At 59.4% G+C, this 18,023-nt stretch carries 15 protein-coding genes; 5 read left to right on the top strand and 10 right to left on the bottom strand.

Annotation, left to right across the window (positions count from 1 at the left end):
- Nucleotides 1-51 precede the first annotated feature (51 nt).
- Nucleotides 52-1,158, bottom strand: coding sequence for a hypothetical protein (locus tag A9K65_RS13410; protein WP_064994685.1), 1,107 nt, complete (start codon nt 1,156-1,158; stop codon nt 52-54).
- Nucleotides 1,159-2,038: 880 nt separating this feature from the next.
- Between A9K65_RS13410 and A9K65_RS13405 the strand changes: the two genes are divergently transcribed.
- From A9K65_RS13405 to A9K65_RS13390, 4 genes are all read left to right on the top strand, one after another.
- On the top strand, nt 2,039-2,287 hold the full coding sequence (locus tag A9K65_RS13405; RefSeq protein WP_064994684.1) for a hypothetical protein: 249 nt from the start codon (nt 2,039-2,041) through the stop codon (nt 2,285-2,287).
- Between the two features lie 11 nt (nt 2,288-2,298).
- A complete protein-coding gene (locus A9K65_RS13400) occupies nt 2,299-3,648 on the top strand; it encodes a tyrosine-type recombinase/integrase (RefSeq protein WP_084016028.1) in 1,350 nt (449 codons plus the stop codon).
- Between the two features lie 1,121 nt (nt 3,649-4,769).
- Nucleotides 4,770-6,350 (top strand): hypothetical protein, encoded by a 1,581-nt coding sequence (locus A9K65_RS13395; RefSeq protein ID WP_224655860.1) that lies wholly within the window; start codon nt 4,770-4,772, stop codon nt 6,348-6,350.
- Nucleotides 6,351-6,373: 23 nt separating this feature from the next.
- Nucleotides 6,374-7,054, top strand: coding sequence for an HAD hydrolase-like protein (locus A9K65_RS13390; RefSeq protein WP_064994679.1), 681 nt, complete (start codon nt 6,374-6,376; stop codon nt 7,052-7,054).
- Between the two features lie 143 nt (nt 7,055-7,197).
- Here the strand turns inward: A9K65_RS13390 and A9K65_RS13385 are convergent, their stop codons facing one another.
- From A9K65_RS13385 to A9K65_RS13375, 3 genes are read right to left on the bottom strand one after another with little or no spacing between them, the layout of a single operon-like run.
- Nucleotides 7,198-8,940, bottom strand: coding sequence for an FAD-dependent oxidoreductase (locus tag A9K65_RS13385; RefSeq protein WP_064994678.1), 1,743 nt, complete (start codon nt 8,938-8,940; stop codon nt 7,198-7,200).
- Between the two features lie 20 nt (nt 8,941-8,960).
- The gene (locus A9K65_RS13380; RefSeq protein WP_064994677.1) at nt 8,961-9,794 is read right to left on the bottom strand and encodes a phosphoenolpyruvate hydrolase family protein; all 834 of its coding nucleotides are present in this window, start codon (nt 9,792-9,794) and stop codon (nt 8,961-8,963) included.
- Nucleotides 9,781-10,932 carry a Tm-1-like ATP-binding domain-containing protein gene (locus A9K65_RS13375; protein ID WP_245322047.1) on the bottom strand — a complete coding sequence of 384 codons (1,152 nt, stop codon included), beginning with the start codon at nt 10,930-10,932 and terminating at the stop codon, nt 9,781-9,783. The genes A9K65_RS13380 and A9K65_RS13375 overlap by 14 nt, the downstream gene beginning before the upstream one ends.
- 336 nt (nt 10,933-11,268) lie before the next feature.
- Here A9K65_RS13375 and A9K65_RS13370 point away from each other — a divergent pair, with 336 nt between their 5' ends.
- Complete coding sequence (locus A9K65_RS13370) at nt 11,269-11,724, top strand: hypothetical protein (protein ID WP_140692109.1); 456 nt, start codon at nt 11,269-11,271, stop codon at nt 11,722-11,724.
- Here A9K65_RS13370 and A9K65_RS13365 read toward each other — a convergent pair.
- Genes A9K65_RS13365 through A9K65_RS13340 form a run of 6 tightly spaced genes read right to left on the bottom strand, consistent with a single transcriptional unit; the run spans nt 11,716 to nt 18,023 of the window.
- Complete coding sequence (locus tag A9K65_RS13365; RefSeq protein WP_064994676.1) at nt 11,716-13,485, bottom strand: phosphoenolpyruvate hydrolase family protein; 1,770 nt, start codon at nt 13,483-13,485, stop codon at nt 11,716-11,718. The two genes, A9K65_RS13370 and A9K65_RS13365, sit on opposite strands and share 9 nt — an antisense overlap.
- Nucleotides 13,486-13,524: 39 nt before the next feature.
- Complete coding sequence (ugpC, locus tag A9K65_RS13360; protein ID WP_064994675.1) at nt 13,525-14,640, bottom strand: sn-glycerol-3-phosphate ABC transporter ATP-binding protein UgpC; 1,116 nt, start codon at nt 14,638-14,640, stop codon at nt 13,525-13,527.
- Between the two features lie 27 nt (nt 14,641-14,667).
- Nucleotides 14,668-15,462: an HAD-IIA family hydrolase gene (locus A9K65_RS13355; protein WP_064994674.1), complete on the bottom strand. Its 795-nt coding sequence runs from the start codon at nt 15,460-15,462 to the stop codon at nt 14,668-14,670.
- Nucleotides 15,455-16,228, bottom strand: coding sequence for a glucose 1-dehydrogenase (locus A9K65_RS13350; protein WP_064994673.1), 774 nt, complete (start codon nt 16,226-16,228; stop codon nt 15,455-15,457). The genes A9K65_RS13355 and A9K65_RS13350 overlap by 8 nt, the downstream gene beginning before the upstream one ends.
- Nucleotides 16,225-17,166 carry a ribokinase gene (locus A9K65_RS13345; protein ID WP_064994672.1) on the bottom strand — a complete coding sequence of 314 codons (942 nt, stop codon included), beginning with the start codon at nt 17,164-17,166 and terminating at the stop codon, nt 16,225-16,227. Before A9K65_RS13345 ends, A9K65_RS13350 begins: the two co-directional genes overlap by 4 nt.
- Nucleotides 17,163-18,023: a carbohydrate ABC transporter permease gene (locus A9K65_RS13340; protein ID WP_064994671.1), complete on the bottom strand. Its 861-nt coding sequence runs from the start codon at nt 18,021-18,023 to the stop codon at nt 17,163-17,165. Before A9K65_RS13340 ends, A9K65_RS13345 begins: the two co-directional genes overlap by 4 nt.

Here is an 18,023-nt window from a genome sequence, read left to right as displayed (position 1 = left end):
ATGGCATACCCTTTGGCGATACCAATTTGTCCCGCCTGCAGCGGGTTCTTGTCAATCGTGATAGGTCCAGTCGTTGATCTCTCCGATCCGCCTGAAGATACCGTCGACGCCCTCGGTTGTGGGATCAGCGCGTGTAAGCCAATCCTCAGCCCACGCTATCCATTCTTCAATGCTCCGTCCGTCAATTTCGACAGACGGGTCAACATTCATTGAGCGAAGCGCCACGAGAAAATCGCGGACTGTGGCAAGCTCGTGCCAGTCTTGTGCCATCTCCTTGAAGCGGCGCCAGCGGTTCGCGTCGCGCTTGCGCCGTCGCTGCTCTTCATATCGGCGTTGTTCCGCGATCTGACGCTCGCGCTCTGCGGCTTCCCGATCCTTTCGCTGTTGAACCAGCAACGGCCCAGCGGCCACGAAGGTGGTGAGGATGTCAGGCAACATAGCTTCCATTGCCTGTTTGTCGCTCTCGACCCATTGGCGCCGTAAACCGCCAGGCCACTGCCACGTCTTGATCTCGAAGACGAGACGTCCGGTTGCAACCAGCTCCTGCTTCCAGTGATTGTCGTCGGGCGACCGCCATCGCTTCTCATCTGCCGTTAGCGGTCGACGTTCCTGCTTTTGCTTCTCACGAACCTGGAACTCGACCTTTTCTCCCGAGACCTCCGCAAAGAGTTCGCGCCGGTCTCCCTGTTTGATCCTACCGCCATGACGTTCGATGGCCTTGAACAGAGCGTCCAGAATCCGGTGCTTCCGGCGATTGTTTTGTGTGAACTCGCCCGGATCGTACAGACTGCGACTCCACGGATCTCGCTCCCTGCGCGCTCGCTGCTTCTTCTCCTCGTGCTCGGCGAGCCAGGCCGCGATAACCGCATGAGGTCGCAGAAGACGCTCGCTCACGGCTATTGCAGGTTCGCTGGCGCGAGCCTTGTCTACCTGCTGTTGCACCTCCGGCGGCAGGTCAATTGGCGGTGGCGGCAACGGTGTCGGGCGAATGGTGATCGCATGGGAACCACCAGATTCCGGCAACGGAGACTGTGCCGGCGCCCTGCCCACGGCCAGCATCGCCCAATAGCCGCGCGGCGGACATGGGATATTTTCCCGATCACAAATCTTGGCGAGACCATTGCCGCTGATGCCAAACTGCTCCGCCAGTCGAATCATCGGCGTTGTCCAGACCGATCTATATAGCTCGTCGCGCGTTATCGTCGTCGGCTGTGTCGGACGTGGCTTGATCGGCGCCGGCACGGGCACTTCGACCGGTTGTGCCTGGATGTCGGGCTCTGGAACCGGATCCACTTTTGGTGTTGCAGTCCCTTCTGTCAGCCTAGGCCGGCGCGTTGCGCGCGACCTCCCGGTATCCAGAAGCAGGGGCTCCGTGCAGGCTGCTGGCGCCGGCGGCAACGGCTGCTGAACGACAGGTTTCCCGAAGTCCTTTCGCATCCAATGGCCAGCAGGCGGAGTGGGTATGTCCGCACGACGCAACAGGGTGCCCAATACTCCCGTGGTCGTCCCAAGCTCTGAAACAAGGTGCGACATCGGCTTTGACCAAACCCGGTCATAGAGTTCTTGGCGGGTGAAGCGGTGTTCCATAGGCCAGGCAGGTCTTCGAGAGAGGTCTGAAATACAGTGACTGCGGGCATTCCCTCACAGAACATAACGGAGCACACCAGATCTGGGGAAGCTTGCGACTGAGATTGGGTCGCGAAATTGGACAAAAGGCTTGTCGGGCTACAGATCCCCAATCACCATGTCCGGCCGGAAGTGGCAGGACAGATCGTTGGACCACGACCCGCTTCCGCTTCGGGCGCATGTGAGCGCTCTCTTCGCTCAGCCGCGACAACGAAGCCTGAACCGGCGGTTCGATGGGTGTGGGGAAGGTGGTAGCGCTCGAGCGCTGCCATCATGAACCGGATGAGCCGATGCATCCTGTCTACAGGCCGCGACCGCAATTTGCCGCACAGCCCAATCACACCTCTTCCCCCCGGGATAACGCCAGTTTACGGCATTTCTGATTTCTCAACTGGGGACCGGAGGTGAAGCCGTGAGAAGCGACCCGCTCTCTTATCCTCCACGAGGCCTGTCACGCGAGGAAGCTGCGAGATACGTCGGCGTCGGGATCACCAAGTTCGACCAGATGGTTTCGGACCGCCGCATGCCGAAGCCAAAAAAGGTGGACGGTCGAGTGATCTGGGACCGTATCAGACTTGAGGCGGCGTTTGCCGACCTGCCTGGCGACGATGAAGAGAATATCGTCGACTTCCTGTTGCAGGGGAATCATCGAAAGGAATAGATTCGTTTGCGATGACGGAAAAATATCCTGGCCTCTCCTCTTACACCGATCGCCACGGCAAGGTTCGCTGGCGCTATCGGACGAAGGAGCGTGTGGTTAGTCTGCCAGCCCCCAATCAACCCGGATTCAAGGACGCGTACCAAGCAGCTGTCGAGGGTCGGAAAGCCCCCAAGGCTCCTGTCGTCCGGATGCCTGGAGCTGCCCTGCCCGGCACGTTCGGCGCAGCCACCCAGAGGCTAAAAGTATCGGTCAAATGGCTGGCCCACGACGAAGCGACAAGACGAAAGAACACTCGCCTGATCGATGAGTTCCTAGACCTGCGGGTAGTGCCTGACCATTCGCTTACCTGGCGCGACGTGCCAGTCAAGAATCTCAGGCGTGCCCATGTCGAAGAGCTTCTGGGCCGTTTCATTGCCACGCCTCACAAGGCGAAGCACCTGTTGGTCGCAATTCGCAAACTGGTCTATGTCGGGCTGCGCCAGGATTGGATCGAGACAGACCCCACCGCCTCGGTTGAATGGCGGCCTGCCTATACCGGCTGGAAGGCGTGGCCTCGCGAGGCAATGGAGCAATTTGAACGGCGCTGGCCAGTCGGTACTTCCGCGCGCACGTGCTACGGGCTTGCTCTTTGGCTTGGCAATCGTCGAGGCGATGTCGCCGGCCTGCGATGGGACCAGCGCGTAACCCACCGCGTCCTGATCGATGGTGTCGAGCGTCAATTCGACGGATTTGATATTATTCAGGCCAAGAACAAGGGAAGGACCGGCGGCAAGCGGCTTTTCGTTCCGGTAACTCCCATGCTCGCCGAGATCCTCGACGCCGCGGACCGGCGCGGCGAAACCGTTCTGGTAACCGGATATGGCCAGCCTTTCTCGGCGAAATCGCTGACCGGTGCCATGGCACACTGGTGCGCCCTCGCCGGATTGCCGAAGGGCCTTACGCTGCACGGTCTTAGGAAGTCACTCGGGGTCTATCTCGCCGAAGCGGAAGCATCCACCAGACAGATGATGGATGTTCTCGGCCACGACGACATCGACCATGCCGAGCTCTATTCCCGGGAAGCGTCGCAGGTGCGTTTGGCTGTGCAGGGCATGGACCGAGTCGTCCGGCTGGTAACGCGCAAGCCGCTGCTTGGCGAACCTGTTGGCGAACCTCATGGCGAACCGGTCAATAAACCATTGATAAATAACGATAATGGTGGGCCCGGAGGGCGTCTTAAGATCGTTGATTGTATTGAGTTTTTCGTGGGCCAGAAACGGAAAGCTTCCCATATCGTTCCGTATGCTCCCGTGACGCCATTTGGTCCGTTCCAACTAAGTTTGCGAAAGTTTCAGAGCCATGCTTCAGAATCAGCACATTAGGCGTGAAAGCAGCTCTTCTGGAGAATCGCTCGCAGAAGAGCTGCAGTGCCTACCCCTCTCCTGGAACCATGGGGTCTTGTCGAACACGGAGTGCAGTATGCATGGGCTTATCGAAACTCGCGATGGCGCCTCCATGGTTAGATAGAGGCCCGTCACCATGCGAGAAGAGATGTCCAACGCCAATTTCAGCCAAGGCCAAGGCCGTCCGAGCGGTAGACGCGTTTCTTCGTCGACAACGAATACGTCAACTATGATCGGTTGCACAAGTTCAAGCCGCCGCGGCACCGAAAGGGCACCTGGCGTGGTTGTAGCTTTGATGACCTCGCTCTCGCGCTTACACCCCTCACCCGTAGATCGACATCTTCAACCCGGGATTTGATGGAGAGCCAGTTTGGTGGAGCAAGGCCGGCCGCTTGCGCAAGCGATTTGGACTTGGCGAACCAACTGCGCGAAAGGGGGGGTGTCGGCTTGAGATAAAAGCCTTCCATCGTTCGACGCACGAGGGCTTCTCGATCTTTGTCGAGGGCGCGATGTCCCTGGCGTCGACCGCGCTTGCGGTGACCGGGCTGAGGTCCAGTTCCTGACCGCCCAAACTTTGTAGATACCGCTCCAGGAATTCGCGGATTGCCTCTTCGCGCCGGCACGCCTCGGTCCACCGCCCTCGCTCCCCGTAATCATTGCTGTCGTCGCCCATGCTGCCTGCGAAGAATTCAAGCTAACCGAGTGCATCCGCTTTGTTGTCGGCCTTCAGACATGAACGTCTTCAACCGGACACTTTTGAACGCCACGGCGGATGGTCCCATAAGAAACCGCGATCCCGCAATCCAGCAGCATTTCTCCGACCACACGCCTGAAGCGACCGATGGCGCATGTGGCCGACAATCGCGGTGTTAATGCCGCAAACCCACCGATTCTGCGACAAGTCCTAAGCTGGCGTCTGACGAGGACAGCGAATCGCAAGTCCCACCATCCGGATCAGGGCCGCTTGACGACATCCCGATCGTCGGGCGCGTAGACGATGTGGCGCATCGTCAGGCGTGCCTTCAAGACCTTGGCACGAGCCTTGCGTAAGTGGAAACAAACCACGAGCTCGCGCTGAGCCGCATTGAAGGAAAAGTCGGATGTCCGGTATTGCGGGCGCATTTGTGTTGCCTTCAAGTCATTCACAGCAGACGGTTTATAATCGGCTCAAGCACATGGTTCCGAAGCTTGACAATCGTGGACAAGCTGGGTTCGGTCTTGCAGCGTTCATGCACGCAAAAGGAATTCGACATATAAGGTCGTGTCGGCCACCACGCGAATTGGTAACCATCGATTGCGATGGGCAGGACGCGAATTTCAGGCCTCATGTAGCGATTGCACATATTCGAAGTCCATCTTCCCTGGAAAACGATGGCAACGTCGCCCAGCCTGTTGATAACCATAAAGCAGGCTGCCGCCATTTGGCCCTTTCGTTGAATGGGGCTTTAGTCAACGCTAATGAACTTCGGAAAGAATTGCACGCGCGAGGGCATAGCTTCGACGGCCAAACGGATGCAGAGCTTCTGCTCAAGCTTATTGAGCACATTTGCCAAAGAGCTTTTTGGCAGCATGCTCTCCCGGTCAACTACGAAAATGTCTTTCGTGATATCGATGATCGGATTGATGGAGCCGTGAGTGCACTTGTATTAGATGGCGAAGGAAATCTGATCGCTTTCCGCAATAGTAGCGGTTTACGTCCGCTGGAATTTATGCAAACGGAAGATGGTGATATACTTTTTGCTTCTGAAAATTCAGCTTTTGCCGGATTACAAGGCACCACGGAGGAAGTTTCGCCAGGCCACATCAAGTATTTGGATGGAAAAACAGGAGAATGCATTGACAGCTTCGTTGGCCATACCCGATACAGCCCTAAGCTTTGCGTCTACGAAACGCTTTACATCGGAAATCTCGAAACGTCCATACGAGGTCAATCTCACCTGGCCACGCGGCACAATATAGGCGCGAGTCTCGGTGGAACTATTTCGCCGAAAGTGGCGGCACAGATGGGCTCTGCCCCTATTGTCGTTTCCTCCATGCCGCATACCGGGGGCCCGTACGCCGACGGCTTGTTCGCGTCTCTGGCCGAGAAACACGGCGCTTTCGTCCAGCGACGTGAAGTAATCGCAACACAACTTCAGCAGCGGACGCTTATAGGTATCGTTGGCACTCGCAACTCGCTTATCGCGCAGAAATACTGTGTCAATGCAGAGAGCGATGTTAGGGGCAGAGTTGTCATGATGGTGGACGAAGCACTAATTCGGGGGGATACAAGCCGGGCTGTAACAGCAATGCTCCATGCTGCCGGAGCGAAGGCTGTGCATTGGGCGATCGGTTCGCCGCCTATCGTCGCACCGAATTACTACGGCATGGGCATCGAGACGATCGACGAGCTGGCGTTCTGGAAGGTATGGAAAACACTGCCATCCAAAAAGCGGAAAGAAAGCCTTAGCTTTCATAAAACCGAACCGCAAATCCTCAGGATGATCGAAAGCAAAATAGCCCTATCAATCAACGCTGCGTCCATCACCTTTCTGCCCTTTAAGGCTCTGATATCGTTGCTGCCTGGAGGGTCCGATGGGATTGATCTATCTCCGTTTACGTTCGACATGCCAACTCCAGAAGGAGAAAAACGCGCGAATAAGAATTTGAATAGATCGACTATCAATCTCGCCTTAACCTGACTATGCCTGCCTGAGGTCACATAATGAAACCTACTCTTGTATTCGATTGGAACGGGACCCTGCTTGACGATGCCGAGGCATTTCTACAAACAACCAACGCTATTCTGAGCCGCTTCGGTCGCGCTGCCATCGATATGCATACTCTTCGGGAACAGTGCGAGGTTCCACTTTCTATCCTTTACCGCAATCTTGGAATGTCGGAGCGCGAGGTCGCAGAAGTGGAAAACGATGACAGCGCTTTTTTTCACGACATGTACGAACCGCTGGCGAGCAAAGCCGATCTACGCGAAGGCGCGCGCCTCATTTTGGAAACGGCGCGTCAACAAGCTGTCTCAACCATCATTCTCAGCAACCATATAGTCGAGCCCCTTCGTACCCAACTGCGAAGGCTCCGAATCGACGATTGTGTTACCGAGGTTCTGGCATTTGAAAGCCGCGCCACTCAATATAAATCTATGAGTAAGGGCGACCGGCTTGGCGTGTACATGCAAACGAACAATCTGAGTGCCGAGTCGACCTTCATCATTGGCGACATGCCGATCGAAACTGATATTGCACGTAACCTCGGGCTGATCAGCATATCTATTACAGGCGGATTTGTTTCCGAATCACGTTTGCAGGCGGCGCAGCCAGACTACATCATCGATGACCATCACAAGCTGCTGCCCATTCTGAGAAAGTACGGCTTCTTTCGGAATGCGTAAATGAGTTATGCAATAGACCTGACCGGAGATCCGGCATCACCCGCAACGCGTACGACACAGGACAAAAGATCGGCCTGGTCGGCGCAGGAGACATGGGGAACTGGTATGACCCAGTCTTTTACGTCCTGGTACCGAACTGCATATCAAAGCCCGCGCAATGCGCTGTCGCGGATGAACTTGATCGCGCGGAATGCGAACACAATCCCAGGGCCGATTGTGATGCCCGCGCCGGGATAGACCCCTCGCATGACTGAAGTCGCGTCATTGCCGCAGGCGTATAACCCATCGATCGGCTTTCCCCACTGGTCGAGCACCCGGCTATAGGTGTCTGTCGCAAGACCGGTAGCCGTCCCCAAGGTGGCTGGAACGATCCGCAAGGCAACAAAAGGACGGGTCTTGATTTGACCGAGGTTTGAATTCGGCTTGCCAACGGAAGGATCACCGAGCGTTTGGTTGAACGCGGATTCACCTCGCTGGAAATACGGGTCGACACCCGTTCGGGCATGCTCGTTATGCTCCTGAATCGTCTGTGCGAGCGCCTTGGGATCGAGGCCGATCTTCACGGCCAGCGCCGCGAGGGTATCCGCCACCTGGATGTACCCGGCACGCTCATAGGATTTCGTGCTGAGGGTCCACGGCCACGGAAGAACTTGGCCCATTCCGCGCTTTTTGAGAAATTCATGATCGCAGATGAAGTAGAAGTGCTTATCCTTCGGGTAGCCGTTCTCGAACATCGCCATGCAGATGTCGTGATACGGGTTCGACTCGTTGACGAAACGCCGCGCGTCCGGGCCGACGGCGATCACGCCAGGGCGGCCGCGGTCCAGCCAGCCGTAAGGAACCGTCTGCATTCGCCCGCCTTTCTCGCGCAGCAGCGACACGGGTGTCCAGAAGCCGGCACTCGCGACCTCGTTGTCGATCTTGCCGCCCGCTTGCAGTCCAATCTTGATGCCGTCGCCCGTGGCGTCCGCATGGGCCAGGCTTTGGTCATGCTGGTGATCGCCGCTGAGAGCACTGCGAAGTCCGGCATCATGGGGGAACCCCCCGGTTGCGAGCACAACGCCGTGAGTTGCCCGCACGCGCATGTCCCTGCCGTCCTTGCGTATGACCGCCCCAACCACCTTGCCCTGATCTATGATCAGTCCGGTGGCTGGCGCGCTGGTCCAGATATCCACCTGCAGCTGTCTCAGGCTCTTGATGAACCTCGCAATCAATGCGTTTCCGCCGCTGAACTCGGTGCCGCGCCTGTAGCGCATCCGGTCGCCGATGTAGCGCCCCAGGCGCCTCAGGACATGCTTCGTGGAATCCCCCGACTTGAAGGGATTGAGGAATCTTCCAACCTCGCCGGAAGAGATCATCATGCCTCCGAGAACCACGCGAATGGGATCGCCAACCAGATCGAAGTCCTTGTCCAGCAGGCGGCCATCGTACGGAGCGGGGCTCAACGCGCGGCCTGAGTTCATCCCGCCGGGCCGGCTTGAGTGGTAATCGGGAGCCGCGGCGAGCGTGAACCTGACCTCGGAGTGCTTCTGGATCTCGATGAGTGCCTCGGGTCCATCCGCCAGATAGGCTTCGACGAACTCCTTCCGGTAGTAATTCCCGAGTTCTCCCTTCAGATACGTGCGAGCATTGTCGATGCTGTCTTCGACCTTCGCAGCTAAGGCCTGCGGCGAGCAGGGTACCCATATCATTCCGTTCGACAGGGCGGTCGTGCCGCCCAGCTTTGGGGATTTTTCGGTCACCAGCACACTTAGTCCCGACTGGGAAGCATAAAGGGCCGCAGACAAGCCCGCCGCGCCGCTTCCAATCGCGACCATGTCGTAGGCCGCGTCCCAGTGTGTGGGGTCCTCCTGCTTGGTCACGAGTGGGGTTACAGTGTCGGCCATGGATTCCTCGGCAGTCGTGCTTAGGGTTTCTTGCGGTTCAGGGGGACGGCCTTGAAGGCTTCGGCAGCCGATTTCACGGCCCGCTCGATCGGAATGCGCTCGATCGAGGACGCGCCGACAAAGCCGATGCAATCGGTGGACCTGTAGACTTCTTCGGTGTCCTGCGGTTCGGCTATCGCGCCGCCATGGGCAAGAAGGATGACGTCGCCGCGGACAGTGCGCGCCGCGTTGTTGATCCGGTTAATCCGTTCGATCGCCTCGCCGATCGCCTGACCCTCGTCATGGCCGACCAGTCCGCCACGTGTGGCGCCGACATGAGGAACGATGCAGTCCGCGCCTGCTTTGGCCATGTCCGCCGCGTCGTTCGCTGAGGCGACATAGGCCATTGAGAAAATGTCCTTCTTCCGCGCCGTGGCGATCATCTCGACTTCGCGCGCGAAGCCAAGGCCTACGCGGCCACGGCGGTCGCGCCACTTGTCGCCCATCGTCGAAATCGTCGGGTAGTTGATCACGCCGGAGTAGCCAGCGGCCCAAAACTTGTCGAGAAGCCTGTCGAGATCGAGCCGGACCGGGTCCCACGCTTCAACGCCACCAATCACCGGAACGTCGGAGATGACATTGCGGATCTCGTCGGCCATTTCTATGGTCCGCGCGTTCGAATCCCCAATCCGGCTGGTCGGCAGGCCCATGAGCCGCGAGAGGCCCGTGCTGTAGACGACAAGCATGTCCGCACCGCCAAGCGCGGCACATTTGGCGACAAGGCCGCAGCTGCTACCGGCAGCCAGGATCGCGGCGCCTTTTACGGACTGCTCGGCGATCCGGGCCAGGATTTCGTTGCGGTCAAACATTCTCATCGGCGGTCTCCGTATCAATGTGGTCAAGTACCCATTCGACCGCGGCACTTGCGAATTCGGGATCGTTGATGTGGCAATTGAGTTCCCGGACGGGGATGTTCCCGGGAAGCGCGGCGCGCAGGCCTGAGAGCCATGCGCGGTTCGCCTCGGGGTCGTGAAACGGCCCGCCTTCGCGGTCGTAATCCGATACACCTTTCGAGGGCCACAGGACTTGCGCGGGTCCTCTCGACGCCGACAGCTTTTGCGCCGTAAGACGTCCGATCGCGTTCGTCTCTTCAGGCGTCGTGCGCAGCAGGGTCGTATACGGTGTGTGCGCGTACAGCCTGCGCTCGGCGAACTCGGGCGGCACCGAGGAGAGGACACCGAAGTTTACCATGTCCACGGCGCCGGGAGCGATCAATTGCGGAATCCCGCACCGCCCGGCTGCAGTCAGCCGATCCGGTCCGGCGCTGGCGGTGCCGCCCAGGAGCTCGTCGGCCAGCTCGGTCGTGGTGAGATCTATTACGGCATCGAATTCACCCGCGTCGACCAGCGATTCCATCTTTCGACCGCCAGCGCCATTCGCCGGAAAAACGATCGCCTCCATCTTCTTGTCCCCAAGAAGCCGGACGCATGCATTGGCCGCGGGGGTCGTCACGCCAAACGACGTGATGGCTACGATCTTTCGCCGTGATTTCGCTTTGGGAAGGTAATGCATGGCGGCGATTGCCCGCGCCGCGTTTTCAAGCACCCGCGAAGTGAACCCGTTCACGCCGAAGAGATCGACCAGCGTGGGATAGAGCAGGACATCCAGCTTCCCGGCCAGTTCGGCAAGCAGGGCCGGGCGTGCGCTGGAGACTAGCAGCTTGGGAAAACCGTATGGCAGGTCGGCGACGACTTCGCCGAACACGCCGCTCCCCTTGCCGCCGCCGATGCCAATCACGGCGGAGACCTTGCCGGTCTCGAAAAGTCCGTTCACCGACTTGCGGGCCTCGCGCGCGATTCCCGCAAGCAGAACCGCCGGATCATTGGACCGGAACCTTCCGTCCTTTGAGGTGCCCACATCGACGAATAAGACGCTGCGTCCCGCGCCCCTGACGATGTCGGCCACGAACGAAGCCTCGACTTGCTTCGTGTCCATCGTCGCGACAATGGCCACGGAGTTATCAACGGTTGTCTCTGCGATCACGATGTTCCGTACCTTCCTGCAGGGGATGGAGGGGACGTCGAACCTTGAGCTCCCATGTCTTCGCCCTCCAAGGCACCGCTCTTGCTTTGTTGCCCAGGACTAGTAAACGCTTCGGGCAGGCTGGATAATCGGCTGCCGAAGGAGAGATGGGTAAATATGGGTAGGTGGGTAATCGTAGACCGACCGATCTGGACCGATGCCCCGAGCGCCGATGACGCCTACGTGTTTGCGCCGAGCCTTCGCGCCTTGCCCGCTGGGTTTCCCCTTGTAATCGCGACGCTTCCCGTTTGCGACTGGAATGGCGAGTTGCTGCGCGGCCTCAACGAGATCGAGCCCGTTGCAGGCGCTCGTTGCTACGCAGCGATCTTGATGATCGACCCGTTCGCGCTTTGGGAGGACGTCGCGGATGCTCTGACGGAGAAAGGTTTCTGCGGCGTGGTGAACCTTCCGCCAGCCTCTCTCATACAAACCAGCTCGGAGGCGGGGGCCGAAGACCATCTGAATTCAATTGAGCTGGAGCGCATGAGATGGTTCGCGGAGAATGGCTTGGGCTTAGCTCTGACATCGACTAATCGAGACGCAGCCGCGGCAGGGAACCTGTTCGAGAAACAGCCGGAAGCCATGCTCTATCTACCGGCGACGGCCCTTTCCTGTCCGATAGCGCCGATCACGTCGCTTGTGCGTCTGGGCGAAACGGGTAGTGAACTGCCTGTTTGGTCGCTGCCGGCGCCCTCGCTCGCCAAGGCTGAGACGTCATTCTAGGATGCGGTGCTTCTTGATCTTGTTGTATAAGGTTTTGCGGGTAATGCCGAGCGCGGCGGCAGCTTTGCCGCGGTGAAGCTTGTTCCGGCGCAAGGCGTCGATGATCCATTCTCTCTCCGAAAGGGTAGTGGTCGCTTTGGTTGCCGGTTTGGCTCCAAGGACCGGAAGGACCCGTTCCGCCGTGATCGACGTGTTCGAGGGCAAGGTGGCCAGCTGTTCGACGACATGGCGAAGCTCCCTGACATTGCCTGGCCAGGCATGGCTGGCCAGCGCCAAAAAGGCGGAGTTTTCGATCGTCAGCGCCTTTGCATCCGCATCGCCCTTGGTCTCCACTGTGAAATGATGGATGAGCGCAGGAAGGTCTTCCAGACGGTCCCGCATGGGAGGAAGGATAATTTCCAGTCCGGCGAAGACGCTTCTCAATCGTGGCGATAGGGGCAGCGCTTCCAGGCTTGCTCCGGCCGGCACGGTGCAGGTGGCGATGATCTTTGCTTCCGATCGCGTCGCAACCGCGCCGTTTACGGCGCTGAAGGTGCCGCGCTCCAGATAATCGGCAAGCTGCTCCTGGCCGTCTTCAGAAAGTGTGTTGAGGTGAAGAATGACCAGGGAGGTCTCCGTTGACATCTCCAGCAGCGACAGCCGGCGCCGTGCGTCCTTTTCCGCTTCCATGCCGAAGAGCGCCATCTCGTTCTGGTTGCCGGGCGCCTTGCGGCAGGGGAAGGTAACCGGCTTGCGGTGCTTTCTCGCGCCGAAGGCATGCACCAGGGACGCGACGCGACGCTTCCCCGTGCCCGGTTCGCCGACGATCAGAACCGGGTTCGTGCCCGTCGAAAGACGCTTTGCCGCGTCAAGCGCCTGATTCATCAACGCCGATTGCGCGATCACGCCATGGCGGTAGCCGTTCAGCTGGAGCTGCCGCTCCATAAGATCGACCTTTTCCCGCAGAACGTTGATGGTCTTGAACCCCGAGGTCATCTCCAGCACCGACATTTCGAGCGGCACCCGGTCGAGGGAAGAACCGCCTATGAACCCCTGCGTTCCTGTCTCGCGGCAGACGTCCATCAACTCCTGGGGCTTCGTGATCGGGCCGCCTCCGAGCAGACAGACGACATTCCTGTTGATACCGTGAGCCGCCCGGGCGATGTCTCCCGTTCGGGCGGCGAGTTCCGCCAGGCCGATGGACGACGACGACACGGCAGTTTCAGCAGGGTTGAGATTAAAATTCATGCAGATCGCGCCCACGCCCGCTTCGACCATTCGGCGGGCCTCAGCCTGCGTGCGGGTGTAGGCGATCGTCATCAGCCCCCGCGCCGCGGCGTTGATGAGTAGTTCGACCTCGCGCGCATATCCGAGGCCGCAGCCCTCGAGAATCGACCTGCGCGCCTCGTCCACATGGATCACGGACGGAAAATTCGTGATCCCTGCAAACCCCCATCGGGTGATGTTGTCGAGGAAGCGATCGAGGTCGAGCCGAGGGTCGAACGTACAGGCGCCGAAGAACACCGGGAGTTTTGTGCTCCTGAGGATTTCGGAGCGGGCGAAACCGGCAACGAATTCGTTGCTGTTGCGGATGGGAAAGATCGACGCCGGAGACGACCCCCCCATCGCACGGAACCGGCCGGCGTTGAGCGCTAGCACGAAGTCCGCCCCCGCGCGCTCGGCGGCCCGCGCTGTCATGCCGGAGCCGATCGCGGCTCCCAGGATAAATGAACGCGAGTTGCCGAGGATTTGCTTGAAGTCCGTTATCTCAGGCTTTCCCATTGGAATGCCGCGATCCTAGCACGTTTGCGGATCCAATGTTCAATTCCAGCTCCCGGGCGCCTCCAGCCTCGTCAGTGCCTTCCCTTCGGGGTCGAAGAGGTGACAGTCGGCAGCGGAGACGGCGAGCGATACCCGCCCGGCGTTGCCGGCGGGAAAGTGGTGGTTGGGCGATCGGGCGACGACATGGTCGCCGAGAGCGGTCCCATAGAGATATGTCGCACTTCCCAGATGTTCAACGAAGTCGACGTCGATCTCGATGACGAGCTCGCCCGGCATGCCGGTTGGCGCCACGAAATCGTCGGGGCGGATGCCGAGTGTCAGCGCGCGGCCGCCTTTCGACGATGTCGTCTGTATCGGCAGCCAACGGGACATCTTATCGCTCAAGGTAATCTCGGTCCTTGCCTGGTCGGAGCCTTTCTCCTTGCAGGGCAGAAAGTTCATTCTTGGCGACCCTATGAAACCCGCCACGAACTTTGAGGCGGGCCGATGGTAGAGATCGTGCGGCGACCCGACCTGTTCTATGCGCCCGTCCTTTAGGATCACGATCTTGTCGGCCATGGTCATCGCCTCGACCTGATCATGCGTCACATAAATCATGGTGTTGCCCAGCTGCTTATGAAGCTTGGCTATCTGCACTCGCATCTGGACACGCAGCTCGGTATCCAGATTGGATAGCGGCTCGTCGAACAGGAACACCTTGGGCTCTCGGACGATTGCCCTTCCGATCGCCACGCGCTGACGTTGTCCGCCGGACAGCTGCCTTGGTTTTCGGTCGAGAAGGTGCTCGATCTGGAGCAGTGCGGCGGCGGCTTGGACGCGGTCGGCGATCTCGTCCTTCTTCATCTTTGCCATCTTAAGCGGGAACGCGAGATTGTTGCGGACGGACAGATGCGGGTAGAGCGCATAGGACTGGAAGACCATGCCTAGATTGCGGTCCGCGGCATCAATCTTGTTTACCACCTTGTCGTCGATCCTGAGCGTTCCACCGGTGATCTTCTCCAGTCCGCCGATCATGCGCAGCAATGTCGACTTGCCGGATCCGGAGGGACCCACAAAAACCACGAACTCGCCATGCCGAATGTCGAGGTCGATATCGCGCAGGATCTCAAGGTTGCCATAGGCCTTCCTGATCCCTTCGAGGCGAACCTCAGCCATGATTTCCTCCCAAGGTGCCGGCGCGCATCAGCGCTTCAAAAATATTTGTTTCAGGCTCGATACGGTAAAATCCGGCGCCAGCAGCGACGGATCGTCGATCGGCGGAACGCCCGTGGTCACCAGGACTGAGCATAGCCCGGCGCGTTTCCCGGCCTGTATGTCGGTTGGTATCTGGTCGCCGATCATCAGCGTCGAGGCTCGATCTGTGCCGAGCTGCGATAGTGCAGCTTCGATCATGTGCACTTCCGGCTTTCCCACGATGATGGGCTTCACACGTGCGGCAGCCGAGACTGCGGTCAGACAGGCACCTGCCCCGGGCTCGAAACCGGTCTGGGTGGGCAGCAGGAGGTCCGGATTGGTTCCAATCAGCACCGCGCCTTTGAGGATCGCGTCGACTGCGATCGTGAGCTTCTCGTACGTGATTTCCCGGTCGAGCCCCATGACCACGACGCACGGTTGCTTGTCGGTGATCTCGAGCTCCGCATCGGTGATGGCCTTCTTCAGCGAAGGCGCTCCGATGACATAGGTCCGCGTCCCCGCGGGATAGGTTTGCCGGATCATCTTCGCGGCGGTGACTGCGGATGTGACGACGTTCTCCTCCCCCGCCTCCAGGCCAAAGCCGCGCAGCTTCGAGACGACGTCGCCGGCCGTGTGGGTCGAGTTGTTGGTGACGAAGCAGAATGGGATCCGCTCGGCCTGCCAGGCCTTGAATGCCTCGACAGCATCTTCGATCGCATTCTTGCCACGATAGACGACGCCGTCGAGGTCGGAGACGATCCCCGTTATGCGCGGCCACGCAAGCGTTGAAACCATATCAGCCATTCATCAACATCCCGCCGTTTACATGAACGATCTGACCGGTAATGTAGGCGGCCGCGGGGCTCGCCAGGAACACCGCCAGTCCGGCGACGTCTTCCGGCGATCCGACCCGTCCCAGCGGGATGCGACCCGCATGCCTTGCTTCGGTCTCCTCCTTTGGGCGGCCATGCATGGGCGTATCAATTATGCCCGGCGCGACGGCATTCACGTTGACGCCCATGGGTGCGCATTCATAGGCGAGAAGTTTTGTGAGATCGTGGACTACGGCCTTGGAGAAACAGTAGTCGGCTCCGCCTGCCTGATAGTTGAATACGGCGCCCTGCGACGACAGGGATGATCCGATGTTGACGATGCGTCCGCCGCCGTCACGAAGAAATCGTTGCACGACCGACTTGGAGCAGAGGAGCACCGCGTCAGAATTAATCAGCATCGTGCGGTCGATCTTGGCCTTGTCGCCGCAAAGAAGCGACTCCGCCGATTTGATCCCGGCGTTGTTGACGAGAACATCCAGTCGTCCGAAGCGCTCGGCGACGATGTCGAGGACGCGGACGATGTCCTGTTCGCTCGTCACGTCCATGGCGAGCGTGAGCGGTTGGCCGTTGGCTTCAACCATGCCGTAGGTCCGGGTGAGCGCCTCACTGCTCGCATCGGTCGCCACGACATTGGCACCGCTCGCCAGAAAGGCGTTGACGATGGCGGCACCGATACCGCCGCCCGCGCCGGTGACGAGAACCGTCTTGCCGGACATCGTGAAAATTGGTGATGTCATCGTATCTCCAGTAATGTTCTGTGGTTCAGGAACTCGTCGACAGCTGCGGCGGTGGGCATTGACGGCTGTGCGCCCCTTCTCGTGACGCAGAGCGCCGCAACGGCCATGGCCTGGCGGACCGCTTCGCGGACAGGCACATTCCTGGCGAGCGCTGCCGCGAACCCTCCGTTGAAAGCATCGCCTGCCGCCGTGGCATCCACCACGACCACAGGGAACGAAGGAAGGAGAAAGCTTTCCTCGCCGTTCGAATAGAACGCCCCGCGCTCTCCCAGGGTAATGAGGGCTGCCCTGGCCCCCAGTTCGAGTAGAATCGTCGCAGCTCGGGCTGCGCTCTGTGGATCGACGACTTCCACTCCTGTGAGTTCGAAGGTCTCTGACTCGTTGGGGGTGACGAAATCGACCTGGGACCAGGCCTTGCGAGAGAGCCCGGTGCGCACGGGGGCCGGATTGAAGATAAGGCGAAAGCCGAGCCTGGGCTTCAGCGCGAAAAGCCGCTCCAGCGCATTCACGGGGAGGCCCATTTCGGCGACCACGATGGACCTGGGCTCTATGTGATGCGCGACTTCGTCGATCACGGCCGCGGTGACATTCGCGTTTGCGCCAGGATCGATGATGATCATGTTGCTACCGTCGTCTGCCACCATGACGAGCGCTGACCCCGAGGCCTCGCCCGACGCGATCTGGACCGCCTCGGTCAGGACCCCGGCGTCTGACAGGGCGCGCATTAAGACGTCTCCCGCCTCATCATCGCCGAGGCGCGTGAAGAACTTTGGCCGCATGCCAAGCTTCGCCGCGGCCACGGCTTGATTGGCACCCTTGCCTCCGGGGTGACGGACAAGAGAGCCGATCAAGCTTTCACCTATCGTGGGTAGCCGTTCCACATTGAAGCACAAGTCGAGATTCGTGGTGCCAAAGAAGATCAGGGGGCAAGGGTTCATTTAACAGCTCCGAAGGTCAGCCCGCGCTCAAGATGGCGCTGTCCTATGACGATCAGGATAACCGGCACGATCATGGTAACGACCAGCCCGGCGGCCATGACGGGATAGAATTGGATACCGGGATTGAGGAGTTTCAGCAGCGCGACGGTGACAGGCGCCTTGGTTGAACTCAGCATCAGTCCGAGCGCGAAGTTGTGCCAGGCAAGGAGGAATACCAGCAGGGACGCGCCGATGAGGCCGGGCTTCAGCAACGGAAGGACTATGTGCAGGACGACACGAAACGGTTTCGCGCCGTCGATTGCCGCAGCCTCCTCGATGTCTTTCGGGATGTCCTCGACATAGGATCGTGTCAGCCAGACGATCATCGGCAGCGTCACGACCTGGTAGACCCAGATCATGCCTATATAGGTGTCATAAAGGCCCAGGGACTGAAACAAGCTAAAGAGCGGGATCACCACCAAGAGAACGGGAGCGAAGCGAAACCCAAGGATGAAGAACGCGATGTCTTCCTTGTAGGGGATGTCGCGTCTGGCCAATACATAGCCGGCAGGGACTCCCGCGATCAGCGAAACCACAACTGCGCCGAGGGCGATGACGACGCTGTTTATCACGGGTTTGAGGAAGTCGACCTTGATGGTTCCATAGCTCGTGGCGCCCGCCTGGGCCGCATCGAACAGGACGCGGAAATTGTCCATTGTGGGAGTGAAGACGAAGCTCGGAGGCCAGGCCATGACGTCGCTCTGCTGCTTCAACGCCATCATGACGATCCACACGAGCGGAAATGCGAGCACGGCGACGCAGATCAGAACCATTGCGTTGAGCACGATCCTGGTCGTGAGGGAGCGCGTGAAATCCAT

It is taken from the genome of Mesorhizobium sp. WSM1497, from assembly GCF_001672455.2.
GTDB classification, from domain to species: Bacteria; Pseudomonadota; Alphaproteobacteria; order Rhizobiales; family Rhizobiaceae; genus Mesorhizobium; species Mesorhizobium ciceri.
This window is presented reverse-complemented; position numbering and strand designations above follow the sequence as displayed.